Genomic DNA, 22105 nt, shown 5'->3' with positions numbered 1-22105 from the left:
CCCCTACTTGTAGAGATCCGGCTTGGTGTTCAGCTGGACCTTGACCTTTTCGCCGGACTTCTGGGCCTCGACGCCAGCCTCGCAGCAGGCTGCGGTGGCGTAACCGTCCCAGGCGGTGGGACCGCCGATTTCGCCGCGAAGGGCGGCATCCACCCAACCCTGCACCTCGACGTCGTACGCTGCACCGAAACGGTCCTCGAAGCCGGGGGTGACATTGCCGCCCCACTTGCCGGCCGACTGGACGTACGGGCCGCCGTCGCCGCCGATGCTCACGATGCCGTCCTCGAAGGACGCCTGCGTGGCCACCTGGTAGCCGAACTTGGCGTTGACGTAGATTTCGACGTCGGCCAACACACCGGATTCGGTTTCGAGCAGCACATGCTGGGGATCGTGCTGGCCGTTCGGAGCATTGCGCGTGGCCTTGCCCAAGCGGACCTGCACTGATGTGATTTCCTCACCCGTGAAGAAGCGGATCGCGTCGAACTCGTGGACCACGGAGTCGTTGATCAGCATCTCGTTGGTAAAACCCTCGGGCGTGGTCGGGTTGCGGTGCTGGTGGTGCAACATCAACAGCTCCCCCAATTCGCTGTTGCGGATGATCGAACCCAACGCCGCATACTCGGCGTCGAAACGCCGCATGAAGCCAACCTGGATGCGCTTGTGGCCCAGTGCGGTCTCCGCCTGGACAATCTTCCACGCGCTCTCTGCGTCCGGAGTCAGGGGCTTCTCGCACAGGATCGGGAAGTCCTTCTCCAGCGCCTTGTACAGGATTTCCTCGTGGAGGAAGCCCGGGGTGGCGATCAGCACGGCGTTCACGTCACCGTTGTTGAGCGCCTCATCGGCACTGGCCAGCGCCACGGCGCCGTCGATGCCTTCGACGGCGGCCTGGGCACGAGCGAGGTCAACGTCGACGACGGCGGCTACTTCAGCGCCATGGATGCGCGTGCTGAGCCTCTTGATGTGGTCCGCACCCATGCGGCCTGCGCCGATGACGGCAACGCGGAGGGTCTTAGTCACTTTTTCTGTCCTTCGTGAGGTTCGGTTTGGTGCTACTGGCAGGCGTTACTGGACTGCGCTACTCAATGCGGGTACGGGATCCGCAGGAAAGCAGGTAGTTGCGGGTTCGCTTGGCGATAGGCATCGGCACATCGAACGCTACCGGGTACATGTCCTGTTCCACGATGCCGAAGATCGGCCGGTTAAGCGCTTCCACGGCTTCGATGACCGCGCGCAGGTCTGGGAGGCCGTTGGGCGGTTCTGTCATGACACCGGCCAGGTTTGCTGCTGCCCAGGTCATGTTCTTCTCGTTGACCTCGGCCAGGATCTCAGGGTTGATCTGCTTGAGGTGCAGGTAACCGATGCGGTTCGGGTAGTTCTTGATGAGCTCCAGGCTGGAGGCACCGCAGTATTCAGCGTGGCCCGTGTCCAAGCAAAGGTTCAGGTACTGCGGATCCGTTGCGGCCAGGAGGGTTTCGATGTCCTGCTGCGCGCCAACGTGCGAGTCAGCGTGCGAGTGGAACTGCTGGTGCAAACCGAAGTCCTCCAGCAGGACCTTGCCCATCCGGTTGTGGCCTGCGAAGAGGTCAGCCCACTGCTCGTCCGTGAGTTCGCCGTTCTCCACGGCTTCGCCGGTGACGTCGTCACGCCACATAGCCGGGATGACCACAATGTGCTCGCCGCCCATGGCTGCCGTCAGTTCGGCAACCTTGCGGGCGGGCTCCCAGGCTTCGTCGTACTGCTTCGCGCCCCGGTGGAAGGCCGTGAAGACCGTTCCGGCGGTAACCTTCAAGTCGCGCTGCTTGAGCTCCTCGGCCAACCGGGTGGGATCGTTCGGCAGGTAGCCGTACGGTCCCAGTTCGATCCACTTGTAGCCGGACTCTGCAACTTCATCCAGGAATCGTTCCCACGGAGTCTGCTGGGGGTCATCGGCAAACCACACACCCCAGGAGTCGGGGGCGGTGCCGATAATCAGCTTGTTCTCGACATCAGTCATGACAGCGTTGTCTTTCTTTGCGGCGGTGGGGATGGGCGGTTAGTTGGAGGGGAAGTTGTAGGAGGCGCCGGAGGCGTGGGTGGGTTCGGGCCAGCGGGAGGTGATGACCTTGCCGCGGGTGTAGAAGGAGACGCCTTCGGGGCCGTAGATGTGCTTGTCGCCGAAGAGGGAGTTCTTCCAGCCGCCGAAGGAGTGGTAGGCCACCGGGACGGGCAAGGGCACGTTGATGCCCACCATGCCCACGGTCACCGAGCGCTGGAACTTGCGGGCATTCGCCCCGGAGGAGGTGAAGATCGCAGTGCCGTTGCCGTACGGGTTGGAGTTGATCAGGGCGATGCCCTCCTCCAGGTCGGCCACGCGGACCACCACCAGGACGGGCCCGAAGATTTCCTCGCTGTACGCGGTCATTTCGGTGCTCACGTGATCGATCACGGTGGGGCCCACCCAGAAGCCGTCTTCGTGGCCGGGGACCACGAGATCGCGGCCGTCCACGACCATGGCCGCGCCGGCGGTTTCGGCTTCGGTGACGATCCGAAGGATGCGTTCCTTGGAGGCCGGGGTGATCACCGGGCCCATCTCGGCGTCGGGTTCGGTGCCGTTCTTGACCTTCACAGCCAGCGCCCGCTCTTGAACTTTTTTGACGATCAGGTCCGCCGCGTCCCCCACGGCGACGGCGACCGAGATGGCCATGCAGCGCTCACCGGCGGAGCCGAACGCGGCAGCGGCGAGGTGGTCCGCGGCGTTGTCCAGGTCCGCGTCGGGCATCACGATCGCGTGGTTCTTCGCCCCGCCCAGGGCCTGGACCCTTTTGCCGTGCCGGGTGGCGGTCTCGTGGACGTACTGGGCGATCGGGGTGGAACCGACAAAGGAGATGCCATCCACGTCCGGGTGGGTCAGCAGCCCGTCCACGGTTTCCTTGCCGCCATGCAGGACCTGGAACACACCATCGGGCAGGCCGGCCTGCTTCCAGAGCTTCGCGAGCAGCATCGGCGCGGACGGGTCACGCTCGGAAGGCTTGAGGATGAACGCGTTACCGGTAGCTATCGCCATCGGCGCCATCCACAGCGGGACCATGACCGGGAAGTTGAACGGGGTGATACCGGCAACCACGCCCAGGGGTTCACGGAAGGAGAAAACATCGATGCCGGTGGAGACCTGGTCCGAGTAGTCGCCCTTGAGCAGCTGCGGGATGCCACAGGCGAACTCGATGACCTCCAGTCCGCGGCCGATCTCGCCCTTCGCATCGGAAAGGACCTTCCCGTGCTCGGCGGTGATCAGCTCGGCGAGTTCGTCCACGTGCGCGGCGACGAGCTCACGGAACTTGAACAACACCCCGGTGCGCTTGGCCAGCGAAATATCGCCCCAGGACTCCGCGGCCTTCTTCGCCGCAGCAACGGTGGTGTTCAAATCGGCTTCGTTGGCCAGCCGCAGCTCCGCCGAAACCTGGCCGGTCGCCGGGTTGTACACGGGCTGGGTCCGGTCGCCTTCGCCGGTGGTCTCAGCGCCGTTGATGAAGTGATGAATGGTGGTCAAAGTGGTCGTCGTCGACATGTGCGGACTTCCTTGTAGTCTTTGGGATTTCAGCCGAGCAGCTTGCGCTGGCGGTTCTTGTGGTCGGTGTACGTCTTGTAGGCCTGCTGCGTGGATTCCAAGTCAGAGACCTGCGAGACGGGAACGTCCCACCAGGACTCGGAGCTCGGGGCATCCAGCAGAGGATCGGACTCGATGTGGATCACGATCGGCCCGGTTTCCGGAGCTGCTTTGGCTTCCTTGATGGCAGCGCCGAGGGCTTCGATGACGTTTTCTCCCGGTTCAATCCGGATGACCTTCGCGCCAAGGGATTCTGCGTTGGTGGCGAGGTCGATGGGAAGGTTCTCACCGGCGTCGAAGCTGTGCTGTTCCTTATCCAGGACCCGGTACTGCGTGCCGAAGCGCTGGGAACCGAGGGATTCGGACAGGGAACCGATGGAGGCGTAACCGTGGTTCTGGATGAGGACCACGATCAGCTTGATGCGTTCGGCGACGGCGGTGACCAGTTCGGTGTGCATCATCAGGTAGGAGCCGTCCCCCACCATGACCACCACATCTCTAACTACGGCGCCCGCTCCCGCTTTGGCGGCTTCGGCCAGCGCTGCGCGCTTGACGCCCAGGCCGCCGGGGATTTCGTAGCCCATGCAGGAGTACGCGTATTCCACGTGGTAGCCGAACGGGTCCCGGACGCGCCACATCTTGTGCAGGTCACCGGGCAGGGAACCGGCTGCGCAGATGACGACGTCCTGGTCATCCATGGCCTTGTTGGTGGCACCAATGATCTCGTTTTGGGCCGGCAGCGGCGTGTAACGGGTCTCGAAAGCCTCGTCCACGATCGCGTTCCAGCGCTTCTTCTCTGCCGCTACCTTCTGTTCGAGGTCGGCACCCACGCGGTAACCGCCCAGGGCCTGGTTCAACTTCACCAGTGCCTTGCGGGCGTCAGCGACGATCGGCAGCGCGGTGCCGTGCTTGTAGGCGTCAATCGGGGCGACGTTGATGTTCACGAACTTCACCTCAGGGTTCTGGAACGCGGTGCGGGACGCGGTGGTGAAGTCCTCGTAGCGGGTGCCGATGCCGATGATGAGGTCCGCTTCGGCCGCAATGGCGTTGGCCGCCGTCGTGCCGGTTGAACCTATGGCACCGAGGGAGAACTTGTGGTCCCACGGCAGGACGCCGACGCCTGCCTGGGTGTTGCCCACAGGAATGCCGGTCAGCTCAGCGAACTTAACAAGTTCGTCGTTGGCGTAGGCGTAGAGGACGCCGCCGCCGGCGATGATCAGCGGGCGCTTGGCGGCGCGGATGGCTTCCACGGCGCGGCGGATGTCGTCGTCCTCGGCCTCGGGGCGGCGGATCCGCCATTCACGCTCAGCCAGGAACTCTTCCGGGACATCAAAGGCCTCGGCCTGGACATCCTGCGGCAGTGAAATGGTGACCGCTCCGGTCTCGGCCGGGTCCGTCAGGACGCGCAGTCCGTGGTGGAACGCGGAGAACAGCTGTTCCGGACGGGAGACCCTGTCGAAGAACCTGGACAACGGACGGAAGGCATCGTTGACCGTGATGTCGTACGCGTACGGGAGCTCCAACTGCTGGAGCACGGGGTCGGCCGCGCGGGTGGCGAACGTGTCGCTGGGCAGCAGCAGCACGGGCAGGCGGTTGGTGGTGGCCAACGCCGCACCGGTCAGCAGGTTGGAAGAACCCGGGCCAATGGAGGTGCTGATGGCGAAGGTCTGGCGCCGGCGCGTGTGCCGGGCATAGCCAACAGCCTGGTGCACTTGCGCCTGCTCATTGCGGCCCTGGTAATACGGCATGATGGTGGGGTCCGCGGCCTGGTACTGCTTCAATGCCTGCCCTACACCGGCCACATTGCCGTGACCGAAGATGCCGAAAGTGCCAGGAATCAATCGCTCACGGTACTCCACGCCATTGATGGAATCCACGGTGTACTGCTTTGAGAGGAACTCGACCACGGCCTGCGCCACGGTCATCCGACGGGTTGCTGTTCCCATGGTTTCTTTACTCCGATACTTTCACGGGGATGCGGTCTGACAACGTGCGCTCGTCGGCAGCTGCCGCGGCGGGCTCGCTGTTGGTCAGCAGCGAGGCGGCCATCGCGACGGCACCTGCGACATCGCCGTCGTGCGGATAAAGCAGCGTTCGGCCGACGGTCAGGCCGCGGACGCCAGGCAACGCAAGGGCGGCTTGCCAGCTGGCGAAAACCTCGTCCTGGGTACCAGTTGGATCGCCGCCCAAAAGTACCGTGGGCAATGTGGTGGACGCCATGACCCTTTCCATCTCATCCACCACGGGAAGTTTCATCCAGGTGTAGGCACTGGTGGAACCCAGGCCCTCGGCGATGGCGACGGACTTGATCACTGCGTCCGGGCGGAGGTCGTTTCGGACCTTGCCGTGGGAATCGCGAACCGACAAGAAGGGCTCCACCATGGCAATGAGCTTCCGCTCAGCCAGTGAATCGATGGCCTTTGCCGTGGCCTCGAGTGTGCCCACCGTGTCCGGGTCACCGAGGCAAATGCGGGTCAGCATTTTTCCGCCGTCGGCTCCGAGCTCCTGCAGGGCAGACGCCGTGTGCCCGGTGAAGCGGTCGTCGAGCTCGTTGACCAGCCCGGCCAGACCGCCACGGTTCATGGAACCGAACACCAGCTTGCCTTCCAGCGCGCCGAGGAGCAGGAGGTCGTCCATGATGTCCGGCGATGCCAGGATGCCGTCAACGGCCGGATTGGCCAAGGCAATCTGCAAGCGGTCCAGGAGGTCACGGCGATCCGCCATGGCCATTGGCTCCGAACCGACGGACAGGGCGCCGCGTGCCGGGTGGTCTGCGGCAACAATGAAGTTCTGCGTACCGTGCTTCAAGCGAGGGTGACGGCGGCGAGTAGCGGCCGCGCGGGCCACAGCCTCGGGGTCCTCAAGCCGGATGCGGCTCAAGTGCTCGTAACGGCGTGGGTCATCGTTGAGGCTCAACGCACTGCTCCTTCTGAAACGGCGGACGTAGCGAGTGTGGAAGCACCGGGAATGGGCCGGCCGCGTTCGGCGAGCAGCGAGGTGACCTCGTCCGGCGTCGGCATCGCGTCCGCGCAGGAAAGGCGTGAGGCGACGATCGCGCCGGAGGCGTTGGCGTAATCCAAGACTTCGGACAGCGGCCACCCGGACAGCAGTCCGTGGCAGAAGGCGCCGCCGAAAGAGTCGCCGGCACCCAGGCCGTTGACGGTTTCCACCGGGACCGGAGCGGAGACAACGCGCTCCGTGCGGGTCTTGGCCATGACGCCTTCCGGTCCGAGCTTCACGACGGCGATTTCGACGCCGGCGGCCAGCAGGCGATCCGCCTGCTCGTCGGGCGTTCCCTCGCCTACGGCAACAGCGCATTCCTTGTCGTTGCCGATCGCGACAGTGACGTGCGGGAGGATTTTGGCTACCTCTGCGCGGGCTTCGGCTTCGGAGGCCCAGAACATGGGACGGTAGTCCAGGTCCAGGATGGTGAACTGGCCTTCCTTGAGGCCGGTCCGCGGGCGGGCTTCATGCGCAGCCAGGTGCGCACTGCGGCTCGGCTCCTGGCAAAGGCCCGTAACGGTGGACCAGAAGATTCCGGCGTTCCTGATGGCGTCCAGGTCCAGTTCAGCTGCTTTGATCTGCAGGTCCGGAGCCGTGGGGAATCGGCCGTAGAAGTAGAGCGGAAACTCGTCCGTAGCCGGCTTGATCGCGCAGAAGGTCACAGCCGTGGGGTATTCCTTGACCGGAGCGACGAACGAATCGTCAACATTGAACTTGTGCAGTTCGCGGTGGAGGTAGTTGCCGAAAGCGTCGTCCCCGGTGCGGGTGATGACACCGGCGCGGCGGCCGTGGCGTGCTGCGGCGACGGCCACGTTGGAGGGCGAGCCTCCGAGGTACTTGCCGAAGGATGTCACGTCCTCCAGGTCCACTCCGATGTCATTCGGGTAGATATCAACGCTGATGCGCCCAATCGTGAGCAGTTCGTGGGTCACGGTAATCGTTGACCTTTCTGTTGTGAACTCTGAACCTTTGAGCGCTGGGCCCCAATGCCTTGCCACCCCTCAGTGAGCGGGGCCACATGACTACTTTGCACCAGATTTCATGTCCTGTCAAAGGTTTGTACTGACATATTTACAACATGACACAGGCTCGGATTATTTGCGCGGAACGGCCAATTCTCCAGTGACGTACTGGCTGCGCCCGAAGCCGAAGGACCAGTCGCCGGGCGAGTTCTCGACGTACCCCACAAAGACATCCTCCCCGGCGACTCCGAGCTCGGCGAGACCACCCGCAATGGCTTCGAACAGCGAGCTCTTTGCCATTTGGCTGCGGCCACCCTGGGTAAATATCTGGATCATCACCACGCCGGAAGTGCGCTCAAAGCCGAGCCCGGCATCCTGCGCCACAATCTGGCCCTGCGGGTGCTCCGTGAGGATATGGAAGTAGTCACGCTCGGGAATCCCATACTCGGCCAGGATCGCATCATGGATCGCGCGACTCAGGGTTGCCAGCTCCTCCGGCGTACGGCCTTGGTTGATATCGATTCGAACAAGTGGCATGTCATCCCCCTGAAGTAGTTTGTCCTGACATACTAACAAACATATTTGCTCGATGGAACAGCAAAGTCCCGCCGGAAACTCCCCGACGGGACTTTGCTCGAGCGTTGCGAGGCCCACTCTGCGCCCCAAAACACGCGAGGACCCCGCACAGCAGGCCCCACAACGGGGAACCTCACCTTGCGAGGCCCACTCTGCGCCCCAAAACACGCGAGGACCCCGCACAGCAGGCCCCACAACGAACGCTTAAAGTACGACGGCGGCCCGGCACCTTCCGTGGGGAAGGAACCGGGCCGCCGTCGTACTTCTTTTGTGAAACCTAGAGCGTTGCGAAAACTTCGCGCAGCAGCGTTGCGGTCTCGGACGGCGTCTTGCCGACCTTCACGCCTGCAGCTTCGAGAGCTTCCTTCTTGGCCTGTGCCGTGCCTGCGGAGCCGGAAACGATGGCGCCTGCGTGGCCCATGGTCTTGCCCTCAGGAGCGGTGAAGCCGGCAACGTAGCCGACAACCGGCTTGGTGACGTTGGCCTTGATGAAGTCGGCTGCGCGCTCCTCAGCGTCGCCACCGATTTCGCCGATCATGACGATTGCCTTGGTCTCGGGGTCAGCCTCGAACGCAGCCAGGGCGTCAATGTGCGTGGTGCCGATGACGGGGTCGCCACCGATGCCGATCGCGGTGGAGAAGCCGAGGTCACGGAGTTCGTACATCATCTGGTACGTCAAGGTACCGGACTTGGAGACGAGGCCGATGGGGCCCTTGCCCGTGATGTTCGCCGGCGTGATGCCAACCAGGGCTTCGCCCGGGGTGATGATGCCGGGGCAGTTCGGCCCGATGATGCGGGTGATCTGCTTGCCTTCTGCGTCCACCTTGGACTGGGCGAGTGCCCAGAATTCGGCGGAGTCCTGAACCGGCACGCCTTCGGTGATGACGACAACCAGGCCGATGCCGGCTTCGATTGCTTCAACCACGGCGTCCTTGGTGAATGCCGGCGGAACGAAGACGATGGAGACGTCTGCACCGGTTTCAGCGATGGCTTCCTTGACGGTGCCGAAGACGTTGATTTCCTTGTCGCCGTGCAGGACCGTGGTGCCGGCCTTGCGGGCGTTGACGCCACCAACAATGTTGGTGCCGGCCTTGAGCATCAGGGCGGTGTGCTTGGTGCCTTCGCCGCCGGTGATGCCCTGAACGATGACCTTGGAGTCCTTGTTGAGGTAGATAGACATAGTCGCGTCCCTTTACTTAGCTGCGTTGGCGAGCTCGGCGGCCTTGTCGGCGCCCTCGTCCATGGTGGCGGCCAGGGTAACCAGCGGGTGGTTGGCCTCGGTCAGGATGCGGCGGCCTTCCTCAACGTTGTTGCCGTCGAGACGAACCACCAGCGGCTTGTTCGCGGAGGACCCAAGCTCAGCCAGTGCACCGACGATGCCCTTGGCAACGGCGTCACACGCGGTGATGCCACCGAAGACGTTCACGAACACGCTCTTGACCTGGGAGTCGCCCAGGATGACGTCCAGACCGTTGGCCATGACCTCAGCGGAAGCTCCACCACCGATGTCCAGGAAGTTGGCGGGCTTGACGTTGCCGTGGTTTTCACCGGCGTAAGCAACGACGTCCAGGGTGGACATCACAAGACCGGCGCCGTTGCCGATGATGCCTACTTCGCCGTCCAGCTTGACGTAGTTGAGGTCCTGCGCCTTGGCCTTGGCCTCCAGCGGGTCAGCAGCGTCCTTGTCCTCCAGCGTTGCGTGGTGCACGTGGCGGAAGTCAGCGTTTTCGTCCAGGGAGACCTTGCCGTCCAGGGCAACGATGTCGCCTGCGCCGGTGCGGACCAGCGGGTTGACCTCAACCAGGGTTGCGTCTTCCTTCTTGAAGACGTCCCAGAGCTTCAGGATTACGTCGGCCACCTTGCCGCGCAGTTCTTCAGCGAAACCTGCAGCTGCGACGATCTCGTCAGCCTTGGCCTGGTCGATGCCCACAGCGGGGTCGATCGCGATCTTGGCCAAGGCCTCGGGACGCTCAACGGCCAGCTGCTCGATTTCCATGCCGCCTTCAACCGAGCACATGGCCAGGTAGTTGCGGTTGGCGCGGTCCAGGAGGACCGAGAAGTAGAATTCCTCGGCGATGTCAGCACCCTGGGCGATCATCACCTTGTTGACGGTGTGGCCCTTGATGTCCATGCCCAGGATGTTGGTGGAGTGCTCAAGCGCCTCTTCGGCAGACTTGGCAACCTTGACGCCGCCAGCCTTGCCGCGGCCACCGACCTTAACCTGTGCCTTTACGACAGTTACGCCGCCGATCTTCTCAGCAGCTGCCTTTGCTTCTTCAGGAGTGTGCGCCACGATGCCGGCGAGCACGGGTACACCGTGCGCTTCGAACATATCGCGCGCCTGATATTCAAACAGGTCCACGGTTTAGTGTCCTTCTACGTCGAAGTAGTTTTCTGTACAGCCGGGAACCGCGATGACCGCGATAGCCAGCTGCGGAAAGTACGCGGTACATGACCGTGATTAGAGCCGGTCACATTGCGTAAGGTCCTCTCGGAACTTTAGCCCTTTGAGGAGTCCCGCCAGCTACACACTACCTGTTAAGTGAGTAAGCTTACACTTCTATCCCATGTAGAAAACCCGCGCAAAGACGCGGATTTTGGGCCGCTGGCAGGCAACCACAAGGCCTCGACAAGGCGATCAGGCAGGGTCTTTCAAGGTCCCCCGGACCGTCTTGCCGCCGTCGGAAATCAGCTGGTAGCCCTGCCGCTTCACGAAGAAGGCCACGCCACCGGAGACGTTTCCGCAGGCGACGCCGCCGTTGTAGGCGGAGCAACGCAAACCGTTCCGCTCGATGTTTTGTCCGTCCGCCAGCTCGCGCAGCTTGGAGATGGGTCCCGCATGGCTGCCCTTGGGCCCGAGCTCCGACTCCATTTGTGTTACGCCCGAACGACACGAGCCATACACCGCCTTGTCCGGGGACAGGAGAACCGTGCCGCCGAGGTAGCCCAGACCGGTACCGGCGCAGTCGTCAGTGATGTCATCGACGTCCGGTTTTGAGTACACAGCCAACTCGCAGTGCACCACGGGAACAACAGCGAACTTGTTGTTGGCCGCGTCCGAATAGGAGTTGGCCTCATAGGGCAGGTTGAGGTGGCCGCCCCTGGAGGAGGTCATGGCACACACGATATTCCGGTCTGCCGTGACGAACGCGGTAACGTCCTCACCCGCCGCGAGGCTGCTCTGTTCCGTGACGGGAACCTGTTCGAGCTGTTCCAGCGGCGGCAACGGAGCCGGCGGCGTATAGTCCGGGTCCTTGGTTGCGAAGGAGCACCCCGCGGCCAGCACCATGATCAAGGCGGCCAGGATCCCCCACACAGTCCGTCGCATGCCACTCATTATGCCGCGGGAATCGAGCTTGGGCTCAGGCATCGAGCTTGGTCAGGGGCGCATACCGCAACAGGAGCCGCTTCTCGCCGATGTCGAACTTCACCTTGGCCACGGTCTTGTCCCCCGCGCCTTCGACGCCCAGCACTACGCCGTTGCCAAAGCTGGTGTGGTTGACCTTGTCCCCCACCATCACCGAAATGACTTCCTTTTGCGGCTGCACCCTGTTGCGTGCGACGGCGGCAGGGACGTCGGCGTCGAACCCTGCGGTGGGGCTCGCGGCAACGCCGCGGGAGCTGCCCGCACCCCAGAACGATCCGCCATACCGGTTGGAACCGATGGGAGCGCTGCCCCAACCACCTGCCTGGCGGCTCATGCCCTCACGCTTCCAGTCCAGGAGCTCGGATGGGATCTCCTCCAGGAACTGGCTGGCGGGGTTGTACTGGCTCTGTCCCCACATGCTGCGGACCTCCGAGCGCGTGACGTACAGGCGCTTGCGTGCCCGGGTGAGCCCCACGTAAGCGAGGCGCCGTTCTTCTGCGAGTTCCTTGGGGTCCGTGGCCGAGCGTTGGTGGGGGAAGATTCCGTGCTCCATGCCGGTCAGGAACACCACGGGGAACTCAAGGCCTTTGGCGGTGTGCAGGGTCATCAGCGTGACCACTCCCATGCGCTTGGCCTCCGCCACGGCGGCGTCGATGTCCGCTCCGGGAGCGTCGGGAATCTGGTCGGCATCGGCCACCAACGAAACCTGTTCCAGGAATTCGCCCAGGGAGCCTTCCGGGTTGTCGCGCTCGTACTCGCGGACCACTGCCACGAGTTCGGCGAGGTTCTCCACCCGGGATTCGTCCTGCGGGTCATTGCTGGCGCGAAGGCCCGCGAGGTAACCCGTCTGCTCCAAAACTGCTTCCAGAGCGGCCGCGGCGCCGGAGCCGGCAGCTACCTCGGCGAGGTCATCCAGGAGCTTCACAAAGCCCAGCACGGCGTTGACGGAGCGGGTTGCCATTCCGGGTGCCTGGTCCGCGCGGCGGGCGGCGGTCATGAAGGATGTCCGTTCGCGCTCGGCCAGGGCAGCCACTGCGCCCTCGGCGCGGTCGCCGATTCCACGCTTGGGTTCGTTCAGGACACGGCGAAGGTTGACGTCGTCGTCCGGGTTCACCAGAACGCGCAGGTACGCCAAGGCATCCTTGATTTCCTTGCGTTCGTAGAAGCGCGTGCCGCCGACCACCTTGTAGGGAAGGCCGACACGTACCAGGACGTCTTCGATGGACCGTGACTGCGCGTTGGTGCGGTAGAAGATGGCGACGTCGCCGGGGCGCAAGCCTTCCTCATCCTGCAGCCGGTCGATTTCCTTGGCGATGAACTGGGCTTCGTCGTGCTCGTTCTCCCCCACGTAGCCAACGATCTTCTCGCCATCTCCCTCGGCGGTCCACAATCGCTTTTCCTGGCGGTTGGGGTTGCGTGAGATCACGGAGTTCGCGGCGGTGAGGATGTTCTGGGTGGAACGGTAGTTCTGTTCGAGCTTGATGGTGCGCGCGTTGGGGTAATCGGCCTCGAACTCCACGATGTTGCGGATGTCCGCGCCGCGGAAGGCGTAGATGGACTGATCGGAATCGCCCACCACGGTCAGTTCGCTGGGTTGGACGTCCGTGTCTGTTCCCAGGCCCACGATTTCCCTGACCAGCGCGTACTGTGCGTGGTTGGTGTCCTGGTACTCGTCCACCAACACATGGCGGAAGCGGCGCCGGTAGGACTCGGCGAGCGCCGGGAAGGCCCGGAACATGTAGACGGTCTGGGCAATGAGGTCATCGAAGTCCATCGCGTTGGCTTGGCGGAGCCGCTGCGTGTAGCCCTTGAAGACCTCGGCCACGGCTTGCTCGAAGGGGTCGTTGTGATTGGCCGAGGACGAGTAGGAGTCGTCATCAATGAGCTCGTTCTTGAGCGCCGAGATCTTGTGCTGGATGGCCTTGGGCGCGAACTTCTTGGGGTCCAGGTCCAGGTTCTTGGCCACGAGCGTGATGAGGCGCAGCGAATCGGCGGAATCGTAGATGGAGAAGTTCGAGTTCAGGCCGACGTTCGAGGCTTCACGGCGCAGGATGCGGACACAGGACGAGTGGAAGGTGGAGATCCACATGGTCTTGGCGCGGCCGCCCACCAGGGCCTCGATGCGTTCCCGCATTTCCGCTGCTGCCTTGTTGGTAAAGGTGATGGCCAGGATTTCGCCGTGGTGCGCCCGCTTGGTGGCGATGAGGTAGGCGATCCTGTTACTCAGGACACGGGTCTTGCCGGAGCCTGCACCTGCCACGATCAGCAACGGGCTGCCTGCGTGCTTAACGGCTTCTTCCTGCTGTGGATTCAGCCCCTGAAGCAACGCGTCGGCACTGGGCAAGCCGGAGCCACCCTGGTTGCCCCATCCTCCCGACGCCGGACCCTGCGGATTGTCCGGAGACGCGCCGCTTCCCTCGTGGAGGCGGGCGCCGGACGCACCTGCGCCGGAGTGCGAAAGCTCCGGGGCAGCCTTGAGCGCGGCTTTGGTGCCTGCTTTGAAGGGGCCGTCTGCGTAAGGGTCAAACAACATATCCATGGTGCCTACCAGTCTAGGCGGTGCCTCCGACACTCAAAGGCGCATTGGCTGGCAGCAGCGGATGCTAGGCAAACTGGGGCACAGAGGTGAGGGCCGTACTCAACTCGCGTACCGCCGTCGGGCCTCCTGCGACGAACCAGTTCAGCCCGTTGACCTTGACGACGGCGGTGTCCCCGCCGGCCGCGCGGACAATCGCCTTCCCCGGGAGCCAGTCCCATTCGGGGCAGCTGTGCTGGAACCAGCAACCGAGTTCACCGTCGGCGACGCGGCCGAGGTCGCACGAGCCCGAGCCGAACATGCGCAGGGACGCTGCGGAAACGGCAGCGGCGTGCCACGGCATGGCAGTGCGAGGGTCGGCAAGCCAGGTGGGGTGGATGTAGGTGGCGGCACAGATTTCGCCAACAGAGGCGTCGCCGGAGCCGGAGATGGGTTCCCCGTTCAGTGTGGCCGGGTGGTCCTCGCCGCCGAGCCAGAGCTTGTCCAGTTCGGGTTGGTAGATCGCGCCGAGGATCACGGAGGGGTCCGCGGTGTTGCCGCTGCCGGCGTCGTCGCGCTTCAGGGCGATGGCCGAGCACCAGTAGGTGGACCCGTGCAGGAAGTTGTACGTGCCGTCAACGGGGTCGATGACCCACGTGCGGCCGCTTGTACCGGCCACGGACGCGCCTTCCTCCCCGAGGATGCCGTCCTGCGGGCGGCAGCGTTGCAACTGTTCCAGGACGTAGGCCTCGGCCGCGTGGTCGGCGGCAGTGACGACGTCGGAAACGGATGTCTTGCGTTCCCCTTGCAAACCACCCATCCGCATGAGCAGCGCCAGTTGGCCTGCTTCCCGCACCAGCGCGCTGGCCAGCTGGTAGTCGTCGAGGGATGGATCGAGTTCAGTTGCGGTGTGCCTGCCGGTGGTCATGGTTCCAGCTTAGGTGGCGGGATAATGAAAGGCATGGCCAAGACACCAGCCCAGCGCATCAAGAAGCACGGAGACAAGGCAGTGGTTCCCAACCACTCGCTGCCGCCCGTGATCAACAACACCACGCAACGCACTCCGCAGAAGGCGCAGAGCAACTCCAAGCTCATTGTGATCGCGGGCGTGGTGGCCAGCTTGTTCCTGTTCTGGTACTTGCACCTGCTGACCCTCAACCAGATGACGCAGCTCTCCGGCGGCTTGGCCATGCCCGACTCCTTGATCGGCGGGTTCTCGCAGGACTACATCGTCCAGCTTCGCGCCGCCATGGACGAGTCAGCGCGCGGCCAGCTGAATTACATCCACAAGACTGCAGGCACGCTGTTCCCGCTGATCTTCGGCTTCAGCTGGCTTCTCCTCATTGGCACCAATGTGGCCCGGAAGTCATGGCGCTGGGCGCTGTGGGCGGCGCCGCTCTTGTTCGTCGTGGCCCATTTGTGGTCCAACGTCGCCATTGACTCCGTGCTCGCTTCCGAAGCGCCCGACGCCGGTTCGGTTGCCCTCGCGTCAGCTGTCACGGTTGCGTCGTGGGTACTTTTCCTCATCAGCCTGCTGAGCGGCGTGGCTGCGGTGTTCCTGGGGCGGAAGAGCGCGAAGCAGCCCTGACGGCTTTCCTTTGCCTGGTCACTCGGCGTGCCACAACCAGTCCCACCAGGGACAGCCCAAGGATGATCGGATAGGCCATGGTGCGTTCCACCGCGCCCGGCTGTTCGACGCGCAGGGCCACGGCAAGCAAGTAGATGGTTGTTCCCAAGGACACCGCACCGAACAGCAGTACCAGCCAGGACATCGGCGTGTGTCCGCGCCAGACGAGGCCCAGGATCGCCAAGGACAACGGCCCGGCGATGAAGTACATGCCCGCGCCAACCAAATGCAGGGCAAGGTCCGTGTCCTCCGGAACCAGTCCAACCATCGCCTGGCCGATACCCGCCACGAAAATCAGCACCCGCACGGCGCCGGCCGCGAGCCAGGGAACGGCTTCGGGTGATCTCAGGCCCCTGGAGGCCATGCGGGGTGTGATGACGCGCGCGCCAGGCTCGGCTGCGATGGAGAGCACGGCCGTATTCACCAGCACGGCGCCAAGGACCATGGCCACGCCTTGGAGGACGAACGAAATGTTGATCAGCCAATTTAGGGGTGAACATACCTCGTAGCCATTGAAGGGACCGCAAGTGGCTGCGCCGAGATCGCTGATGACGTGGTCGCGCCGGTCATAGACAGGGACGCCTTGCCAGGCAATCATCGCCATGGCTTCCACGACGAAGTAATGGACGGGGGTGATGGCTGCCCAACCCCCAACCAGCTCGCGTCGCCCGGCGAGGTCGGGCAGAAGTCCCCGGTCACCGCCGCGCGGACCACCCGCCGTCGTCATAGCGCCAGAATAGACCCGGCTTCCGCGCGGCGCACCACTCGTTCGCCGGGGCCGCACCTGATCCCGCCTCACGCACCAGTGTTTACGGGAGCGGATGGCGGCAAGGGGTGCGCCTAGCCGCCCACCCGAAGCCGTGCGACTGTCCGCTCCGTGTGCACGCGCTGGGCGATCACCAAGCCGGCCGCGGCCAGGCCGACCGTTACCGGATAGCCCATGAGCCGTTCGAGGGTGCCGGGTTGGGGCACCTCCATTCCGGTGATCCCGCCAACGACCAGCGCGCCCACGGTAACAAGGCCGCAGGCAGCGAGGAACCAGCTCATGGGGGTCTGCCGGAACCACAGGGCGCCCAACAGAAGCAGGGCAAAGCCTCCGCCGATGAAGAACATCAGCGCACCAGCAAAGTGCCACGGTGAACCCAGGTCCTCGGGGACCAAGCCCACAACCACTGTTCCTGCGCCGGCAACACCGGTAAGGATCCGGACAGCGACGGCAAGGATCCAGGGAACGGTCAACAGCCTCATCCGGGACCCGGCGTCGTCAAGGACCGTGCGGAAGCGCTGCGCCTGCACACCGGGCTGCGCGGCCACGCACAACAGCCCCGCAGTCAGGAACAGCGCGCCCAGGATCAGGGCCACTCCCTGGACCACGAACGACGCATTCATCAGCACATGCAAAGGCGAGCAGACGTCCCTGTCTTCGTAGATCCCGCAGGCCACAGCGCCAAGGTCGCTGATGTATCCGGTGGCCCGGCTATAGGGCTCCGGACCGGCCCAGGCCTGGATCACGGCGGCCTCGGCCACGAAGTACTGGACCACGCTCAGCTGAGCCCAGCCTCCGATATTTGCCCTGATGCTGCGGACGTCGGGGAGGAACCATCCGGCCTGTGCCGGTGCAGTAGCGTGCCCTTTCATGATCGCCAGCCTAGTGGTGTTCGGGCGCCGCCCCGGCAGCTTGTATGCTTGTAGTCGTGTCCGGGCCGTGGAGCTCCAGCAGTGGGATTCCAAGCCATGGACGCAGGCCCTCGTAGCTCAGTGGATAGAGCACGGCTCTCCTAAAGCCGGTGTCGTTGGTTCGATTCCAATCGAGGGCACTTGAACCACCAGCAGCCCACCCAGGACTTGCGGGCCTATCTGGCCGGCAGCTGGAACGTGGAGCGGGCCCTCCTGGACCGGGCCTCCGGCACCCGCGGGACCTTCACCGGCGTCGTGCGTTACTCCCAAAACCCCGACGGCGGCCTCCACTACCGCGAAGACGGAACCATGCACTGGCCAACGCATTCAGGGCCGGCCTTCCGCGAATACGTCCTGAAGCCCGGCACCGGGCCTGAATCAATGGACGTGTTCTTCCCCGATGGCAGGCCGTTCCACGTCATGAGCTTCTCCGAACAGGGACACCAGGACGAACACTGGTGCGATCCCGACGATTACCGCGTCAACTACACGTACGCGGGTCCGGATGCGTTCAGCTTCACCTGGGATGTCCAGGGCCCCTCAAAGAACCTTTTGCTCGAATCGCACCTGATCCGTATCGACGCCGGGAGGCAACCGTGACCACCACAGACCTGATCGTGGTCAGCGCTGTCTGCGTGTACAACGCAGAAGGCCACTTGTTGACTGTCCGCAAGCGCGGAACGGACAAGTTCATGCATCCCGGTGGCAAGCCCGAGCCAGGCGAGACCGCGGCCCAAGCTGCCGCCCGGGAACTGTTCGAGGAAGTCGGCATCGAGCTGTCGCCGCAGGAGCTGGAGCCCCTGGGCGTCTGGCTCGCCGTGGCCGCCAACGAAGCCGCAACCACCATCGAAGCCACCGTGTTTACCGCGCCCGGAACATGGGCAGCGCACCCCTCGGCCGAGATCGCGGAGATCCGCTGGCTGGACCTCACAGCCCCGTTGCCCACAGACCTGGCGCCCTTGCTGACGGACCACGTCCTTCCGGCGCTCAAGTAGCGTTACAGCTCCGGGACTGCTTCCCTGGCCACAGCGGTGGCTTCAGCGAACTGGGTTTGGTACAGCTCGGCGTAGCGCCCGTCCGCGGCCAGCAGCTCGGTGTGTGTGCCACGCTCCACGATCCTGCCGTCCTCAACCACCAGAATGGCGTCGGCCGCACGGATAGTGGACAGCCGGTGCGCAATGACGACGGCGGTACGCCCCTCCAGCGCCTCGCCCAAGGCCGCCTGGACGGCGGCTTCGTTGGTGGAGTCGAGTGCGGCGGTCGCCTCATCGAGAATCACGACGCGCGGCTGCTTGATGAGCAGGCGGGCGATGGTAAGCCGCTGGCGTTCACCACCGGAGAGCCGGTACCCGCGCTCCCCCACCACTGTCTCCAGGCCGTCGGGCAGGGACCGGATCATGGGTTCGAGGCGTGACCGCCGGAGCACGTCCCACATGTCGTCCTCGGTGGCGTCAGGCCGGGCCAGGCGAAGATTCGAGGCGATGGTTTCGTGGAACAGGTGGCCGTCCTGGGTCACCATGCCCAGGGTGTCCCGCAGGGAATCGAAGCGGACATCGCGCACGTCAACGCCAGTCCCGGGGCGATCGCCGCCCAGGCGCACCACTCCGGAGTCGACGTCGTACAAACGGGACAGCAGCTGCGCCACAGTGGACTTGCCCGCGCCGGAGGAGCCCACCAAAGCCACGGTCTGGCCCGGTTCCACCCGGAAACTGATACCGTGCAGGACTTCCTCGCCGCCACGGGTATCCAGCGTGGCAACGTCCTCCAGGGAAGCAAGGGACACTTTTTCAGCGGACGGGTAGGCGAAGCGGACGTCGTCGAACTCCACGGCCACGGGTCCGGCGGGAACCGATCCGGCATCCGGCTTTTCGGTGATCAGCGGTTTCAGGTCCAGGATCTCGAATACCCGCTCGAAGCTGACCAAGGCACTCATGATTTCCACCCTGGCGTTGGACAGCGCCGTCAGCGGAGCATAGAGCCGGGTCAGCAGGAGTGCCAGGACCACAACATCACCCGGCGCCAGTTGCCCGCCGAGGGCCAGCCAGCCGCCCAGCCCGTAAACGAGGGCCAGTGCCAGGGCCGACACCAAGGTCAGGGCCGTCACGAAGGTGAACTGCAGCATGGCGGTCCGGATGCCGATGTCACGGACCCTGCCCGCGCGCGCAGCGAACTCCCGGGATTCCTCATCCGGCCGGCCGAAGAGCTTCACCAGCGTGGCACCGGGCGCGGAGAACCTCTCGGTCATCTGTGTTCCCATGGCGGCGTTGTGGGCGGCGGCTTCACGGCGGAGGTCGGCAAGCTTGGAGCCCATGCGCCGGGCCGGAATCAGGAAGATCGGCAGCAGCACCATGGCCAGCACAGTCACCAGCCAGGACGTGTTCAGCATGACGGCAAGCGTCAACGCAAGGGCAACCACGTTGCTGACCACGCCGGACAAGGTGCCCGCGAAGGCGGACTGCGCGCCGATGACGTCGTTGTTCAGGCGGCTGACCAGGGCTCCGGTGCGCGTCCTGGTGAAGAAGGCAATGGGCATGCGCTGAACATGGTCGAACACCCGGGTGCGGAGGTCCACGATCACGCCTTCTCCGATGATGGAGGACAACCAACGGGTCAGCAGTCCCACGCCGGCTTCACCCACAGCAACGATCGCAATCAGCACGGCCAGCCAAATCACCGTCCCCACGCCGGCGTTGGCGATGATGGCATCAACAACCTGGCCCGCGAGCACAGGCGTGGCAACAGCCAGGACCGCGCCCGCAATCGAGGCGATCACGAACGCGATGAGCTTGCCTTTATGCGGAGCGGCGAACGCCAGAACGCGCTTGAGGGTCTCCTTGGAGAACGGCTGCGAGCCGCTCTTGGCAGTGGTGATGTTGTACAGCGAGCTCCACGCCACGCGGTCCATGCTCATGGTTACTTCTCCTGGCTTGGGGTGTGGTGCAGTTCCTGGACCTGACCGTTGTCCACATGCCAGCGCGAATCGAGCCGCACGTTTTCCAGCAGGCGGCGGTCATGGGTGACCAGCAGGAGTGCGCCTTCGTAGCTTTCCAGCGCCTCTTCGAGTTGCTCGATCGCGGGCAGATCCAAATGGTTGGTGGGCTCATCAAGCACCAACAGGTTCACCCCGCGTGCTTGCAGCAGGGCCAGGGCGGCACGGGTCCGCTCCCCCGGGGACAGTGAATCGACAGTCCGTGAGGTGTGGTCGGCCTTGAGGCCGAACTTGGCCAGCAGCGTCCGGACATCCGCGCTGTTCCAATCCACCAGCACGGCTTCTACAGCGTCGCCAAGGGGCGTCCCGCCGTCGAGCAGGCCTCGGGCCTGGTCGATTTCGCCGATGGCAACGGAGGCACCCATGGAGGCATCGCCGTCGTCGGGTTCCTGCGTTCCAAGCAGCAACCGCAGCAGCGTGGACTTGCCGGCACCGTTCGGTCCCGTGATGCCGATCCGCTCGCCACCGTTGAGTTGGAGGCTGACCGGTCCCAGCGTGAAGTCACCCTGTCGTGCGATCACGTTGCGCAAGGTGGCGACGACGGCGCTTGAGCGGGGTGCCTGGCCGATGCTGAACTGCAGCTGCCATTCCTTTCGGGGCTCCTCCACCTCCGTGAGCCGGGCGATGCGGGACTCCATCTGGCGGACCTTCTGCGCCTGCTTCTCGGACGATTCCGTGCTGGCCGCGCGGCGGATCTTGTCGTTGTCCGGGTTCTTCTTCATGGCGTTCCGTACGCCTTGGGAGCTCCACTCACGTTGAGTCCGGGCGCGTGAGACGAGATCGGCCTTGGTATTGGCGAACTCTTCGTAACGCTCGCGGGCATGGCGCTTGGCGACGGCGCGTTCTTCGAGGAAAGCCTCATAGCCGCCGTCGTACACCGCTACCGAATTCTGGGCGAGGTCCAGCTCCACCACGGTGGTGACGCAGCGGGCCAGGAATTCACGGTCGTGCGAGACCAGGACCACACCGCCGCGCAGGCCCTGGACGAATGCTTCGAGACGGGCGAGGCCGTCGAGGTCGAGGTCATTGGTGGGCTCGTCCAGGAGTACGACGTCGAAACGGCTGAGGAGCAGGGCAGCCAAAGCCACACGGGCGGCCTGGCCACCGGAGAGCCCCGTCATAAGGGCGTCGGTGCCCAGTTCCAAGCCGAGGTCTGCCAGCACAGCGGGAGCACGGTCCTCCAGGTCCGCGGCGCCGGATGCCATCCAGCGGTCGAAGGCCAGAGAGTAGGCGTCATCGGCTCCTGGAGCTCCTGAGCCGAGGGCCTCCGCGGTGGACTCCATCTCAAAGGTGGCCTGCGCGCAGCCGGTCCGCCGTGCAATGTAGGCGGCGATGGTTTCACCGTCAGTGCGCTCATGCTCCTGCGGCAACCAACCTACAAAGGCATCCGACGGAGCCAGGTTGACGCTTCCCTCTTGCGGCTGGTCCACGCCGGCCAGGATGCGCAGCAGCGTAGATTTGCCCGCACCATTGGCGCCCACCACGCCCACCACATCGCCGGGCGACACGGTGACGGAAAGGCCTGAAAAAAGGGTGCGGTGGCCGTGGCCACCGGCAAGATCCTTGGCCACCAAAGTTGCTGTCATTGTCTATCCTCCAGCAGGGGAACGCAGAAAATCAGGCCGCGATTCCCGCGGGCATGGAAAAACCCGTTGGTCCGGACTTGGGGGGTGTACGGACCAACGGGTTCAAGCATCAAGCATAATTCAATGTGGCGTCGGCGTAAAATCGTTTTCGTTCTCCTACGCCCGGTTTCCCTGGTTGGCGAAGCCGGGCATGCCCCTATGACACCTCCGGAAAGCTCCA

The 22105-nt window shown here is 64.2% G+C and carries 19 protein-coding genes and 1 tRNA gene; 4 read left to right on the top strand and 16 right to left on the bottom strand.

What is annotated here, in order from left to right; translation table 11 throughout:
• Window positions 1-3: 3 nt before the first annotated feature.
• The 12 genes from ACFRJ9_RS19425 to ACFRJ9_RS19370 form a co-directional block, all read right to left on the bottom strand.
• The gene (locus ACFRJ9_RS19425) at window positions 4-1017 is read right to left on the bottom strand and encodes a Gfo/Idh/MocA family protein (protein ID WP_377671322.1); all 1014 of its coding nucleotides are present in this window, start codon (window positions 1015-1017) and stop codon (window positions 4-6) included.
• 58 nt (window positions 1018-1075) lie between these two features.
• On the bottom strand, window positions 1076-1993 hold the full coding sequence (locus tag ACFRJ9_RS19420) for a sugar phosphate isomerase/epimerase family protein (RefSeq protein ID WP_377671320.1): 918 nt from the start codon (window positions 1991-1993) through the stop codon (window positions 1076-1078).
• A 39-nt stretch (window positions 1994-2032) separates the two neighbouring features.
• Window positions 2033-3544: a CoA-acylating methylmalonate-semialdehyde dehydrogenase gene (locus ACFRJ9_RS19415; RefSeq protein ID WP_377671318.1), complete on the bottom strand. Its 1512-nt coding sequence runs from the start codon at window positions 3542-3544 to the stop codon at window positions 2033-2035.
• Between the two features lie 29 nt (window positions 3545-3573).
• A complete protein-coding gene (gene iolD / locus ACFRJ9_RS19410) occupies window positions 3574-5529 on the bottom strand; it encodes a 3D-(3,5/4)-trihydroxycyclohexane-1,2-dione acylhydrolase (decyclizing) (protein WP_377671316.1) in 1956 nt (651 codons plus the stop codon).
• 7 nt (window positions 5530-5536) lie between these two features.
• A complete protein-coding gene (locus ACFRJ9_RS19405) occupies window positions 5537-6499 on the bottom strand; it encodes a deoxyribose-phosphate aldolase (protein WP_377671315.1) in 963 nt (320 codons plus the stop codon).
• Window positions 6496-7518: a 5-dehydro-2-deoxygluconokinase gene (iolC, locus tag ACFRJ9_RS19400; RefSeq protein ID WP_377671314.1), complete on the bottom strand. Its 1023-nt coding sequence runs from the start codon at window positions 7516-7518 to the stop codon at window positions 6496-6498. The genes ACFRJ9_RS19405 and iolC overlap by 4 nt, the downstream gene beginning before the upstream one ends.
• 162 nt (window positions 7519-7680) lie before the next feature.
• Window positions 7681-8085 (bottom strand): tautomerase family protein, encoded by a 405-nt coding sequence (locus ACFRJ9_RS19395; RefSeq protein ID WP_377671311.1) that lies wholly within the window; start codon window positions 8083-8085, stop codon window positions 7681-7683.
• A 316-nt stretch (window positions 8086-8401) separates the two neighbouring features.
• Window positions 8402-9304, bottom strand: a complete 903-nt coding sequence (gene sucD, locus ACFRJ9_RS19390; protein ID WP_377671310.1) for a succinate--CoA ligase subunit alpha — start codon at window positions 9302-9304, stop codon at window positions 8402-8404.
• Window positions 9305-9316: 12 nt separating this feature from the next.
• Complete coding sequence (gene sucC / locus ACFRJ9_RS19385) at window positions 9317-10486, bottom strand: ADP-forming succinate--CoA ligase subunit beta (RefSeq protein ID WP_377671308.1); 1170 nt, start codon at window positions 10484-10486, stop codon at window positions 9317-9319.
• A gap of 276 nt (window positions 10487-10762) precedes the next feature.
• Window positions 10763-11461, bottom strand: a complete 699-nt coding sequence (locus tag ACFRJ9_RS19380; RefSeq protein ID WP_377671305.1) for a hypothetical protein — start codon at window positions 11459-11461, stop codon at window positions 10763-10765.
• Window positions 11462-11486: 25 nt separating this feature from the next.
• Window positions 11487-14030: a DNA helicase PcrA gene (gene pcrA / locus ACFRJ9_RS19375; protein ID WP_377671303.1), complete on the bottom strand. Its 2544-nt coding sequence runs from the start codon at window positions 14028-14030 to the stop codon at window positions 11487-11489.
• A gap of 64 nt (window positions 14031-14094) precedes the next feature.
• On the bottom strand, window positions 14095-14934 hold the full coding sequence (locus ACFRJ9_RS19370; protein WP_377671300.1) for an inositol monophosphatase family protein: 840 nt from the start codon (window positions 14932-14934) through the stop codon (window positions 14095-14097).
• A 33-nt stretch (window positions 14935-14967) separates the two neighbouring features.
• Here ACFRJ9_RS19370 and ACFRJ9_RS19365 point away from each other — a divergent pair, with 33 nt between their 5' ends.
• The gene (locus ACFRJ9_RS19365; RefSeq protein WP_377671298.1) at window positions 14968-15594 is read left to right on the top strand and encodes a hypothetical protein; all 627 of its coding nucleotides are present in this window, start codon (window positions 14968-14970) and stop codon (window positions 15592-15594) included.
• On the opposite strand, the gene ACFRJ9_RS19360 is transcribed toward ACFRJ9_RS19365, so the two are convergent.
• Together ACFRJ9_RS19360 and ACFRJ9_RS19355 are read right to left on the bottom strand one after the other, a co-directional pair.
• Window positions 15533-16360, bottom strand: a complete 828-nt coding sequence (locus ACFRJ9_RS19360; RefSeq protein WP_377671296.1) for a hypothetical protein — start codon at window positions 16358-16360, stop codon at window positions 15533-15535. The genes ACFRJ9_RS19365 and ACFRJ9_RS19360 overlap by 62 nt on opposite strands.
• A gap of 113 nt (window positions 16361-16473) precedes the next feature.
• Complete coding sequence (locus ACFRJ9_RS19355; RefSeq protein WP_377671293.1) at window positions 16474-17271, bottom strand: hypothetical protein; 798 nt, start codon at window positions 17269-17271, stop codon at window positions 16474-16476.
• A gap of 106 nt (window positions 17272-17377) precedes the next feature.
• Here ACFRJ9_RS19355 and ACFRJ9_RS19350 point away from each other — a divergent pair.
• The 3 genes from ACFRJ9_RS19350 to ACFRJ9_RS19340 all read left to right on the top strand — a co-directional run bounded on the left by ACFRJ9_RS19350 (window position 17378) and on the right by ACFRJ9_RS19340 (window position 18305).
• Window positions 17378-17450: transfer RNA gene (locus ACFRJ9_RS19350), tRNA-Arg, on the top strand.
• A gap of 1 nt (window position 17451) precedes the next feature.
• The gene (locus ACFRJ9_RS19345; protein ID WP_377671291.1) at window positions 17452-17910 is read left to right on the top strand and encodes a DUF6314 family protein; all 459 of its coding nucleotides are present in this window, start codon (window positions 17452-17454) and stop codon (window positions 17908-17910) included.
• Window positions 17907-18305 (top strand): NUDIX domain-containing protein, encoded by a 399-nt coding sequence (locus ACFRJ9_RS19340; protein ID WP_377671288.1) that lies wholly within the window; start codon window positions 17907-17909, stop codon window positions 18303-18305. The genes ACFRJ9_RS19345 and ACFRJ9_RS19340 overlap by 4 nt, the downstream gene beginning before the upstream one ends.
• 2 nt (window positions 18306-18307) lie before the next feature.
• Here ACFRJ9_RS19340 and ACFRJ9_RS19335 read toward each other — a convergent pair whose 3' ends face one another.
• Together ACFRJ9_RS19335 and ACFRJ9_RS19330 are read right to left on the bottom strand one after the other, a co-directional pair.
• A complete protein-coding gene (locus ACFRJ9_RS19335; protein ID WP_377671286.1) occupies window positions 18308-20221 on the bottom strand; it encodes an ABC transporter ATP-binding protein in 1914 nt (637 codons plus the stop codon).
• A 2-nt stretch (window positions 20222-20223) separates the two neighbouring features.
• Window positions 20224-21885: an ABC-F family ATP-binding cassette domain-containing protein gene (locus ACFRJ9_RS19330; RefSeq protein ID WP_377671284.1), complete on the bottom strand. Its 1662-nt coding sequence runs from the start codon at window positions 21883-21885 to the stop codon at window positions 20224-20226.
• Between the last annotated feature and the right edge of the window lie 220 nt (window positions 21886-22105).

The sequence above is a fragment of the Paenarthrobacter sp. NPDC056912 genome, from assembly GCF_042786555.1.
Lineage (GTDB): Bacteria > Actinomycetota > Actinomycetes > Actinomycetales > Micrococcaceae > Arthrobacter.
This window is presented reverse-complemented; position numbering and strand designations above follow the sequence as displayed.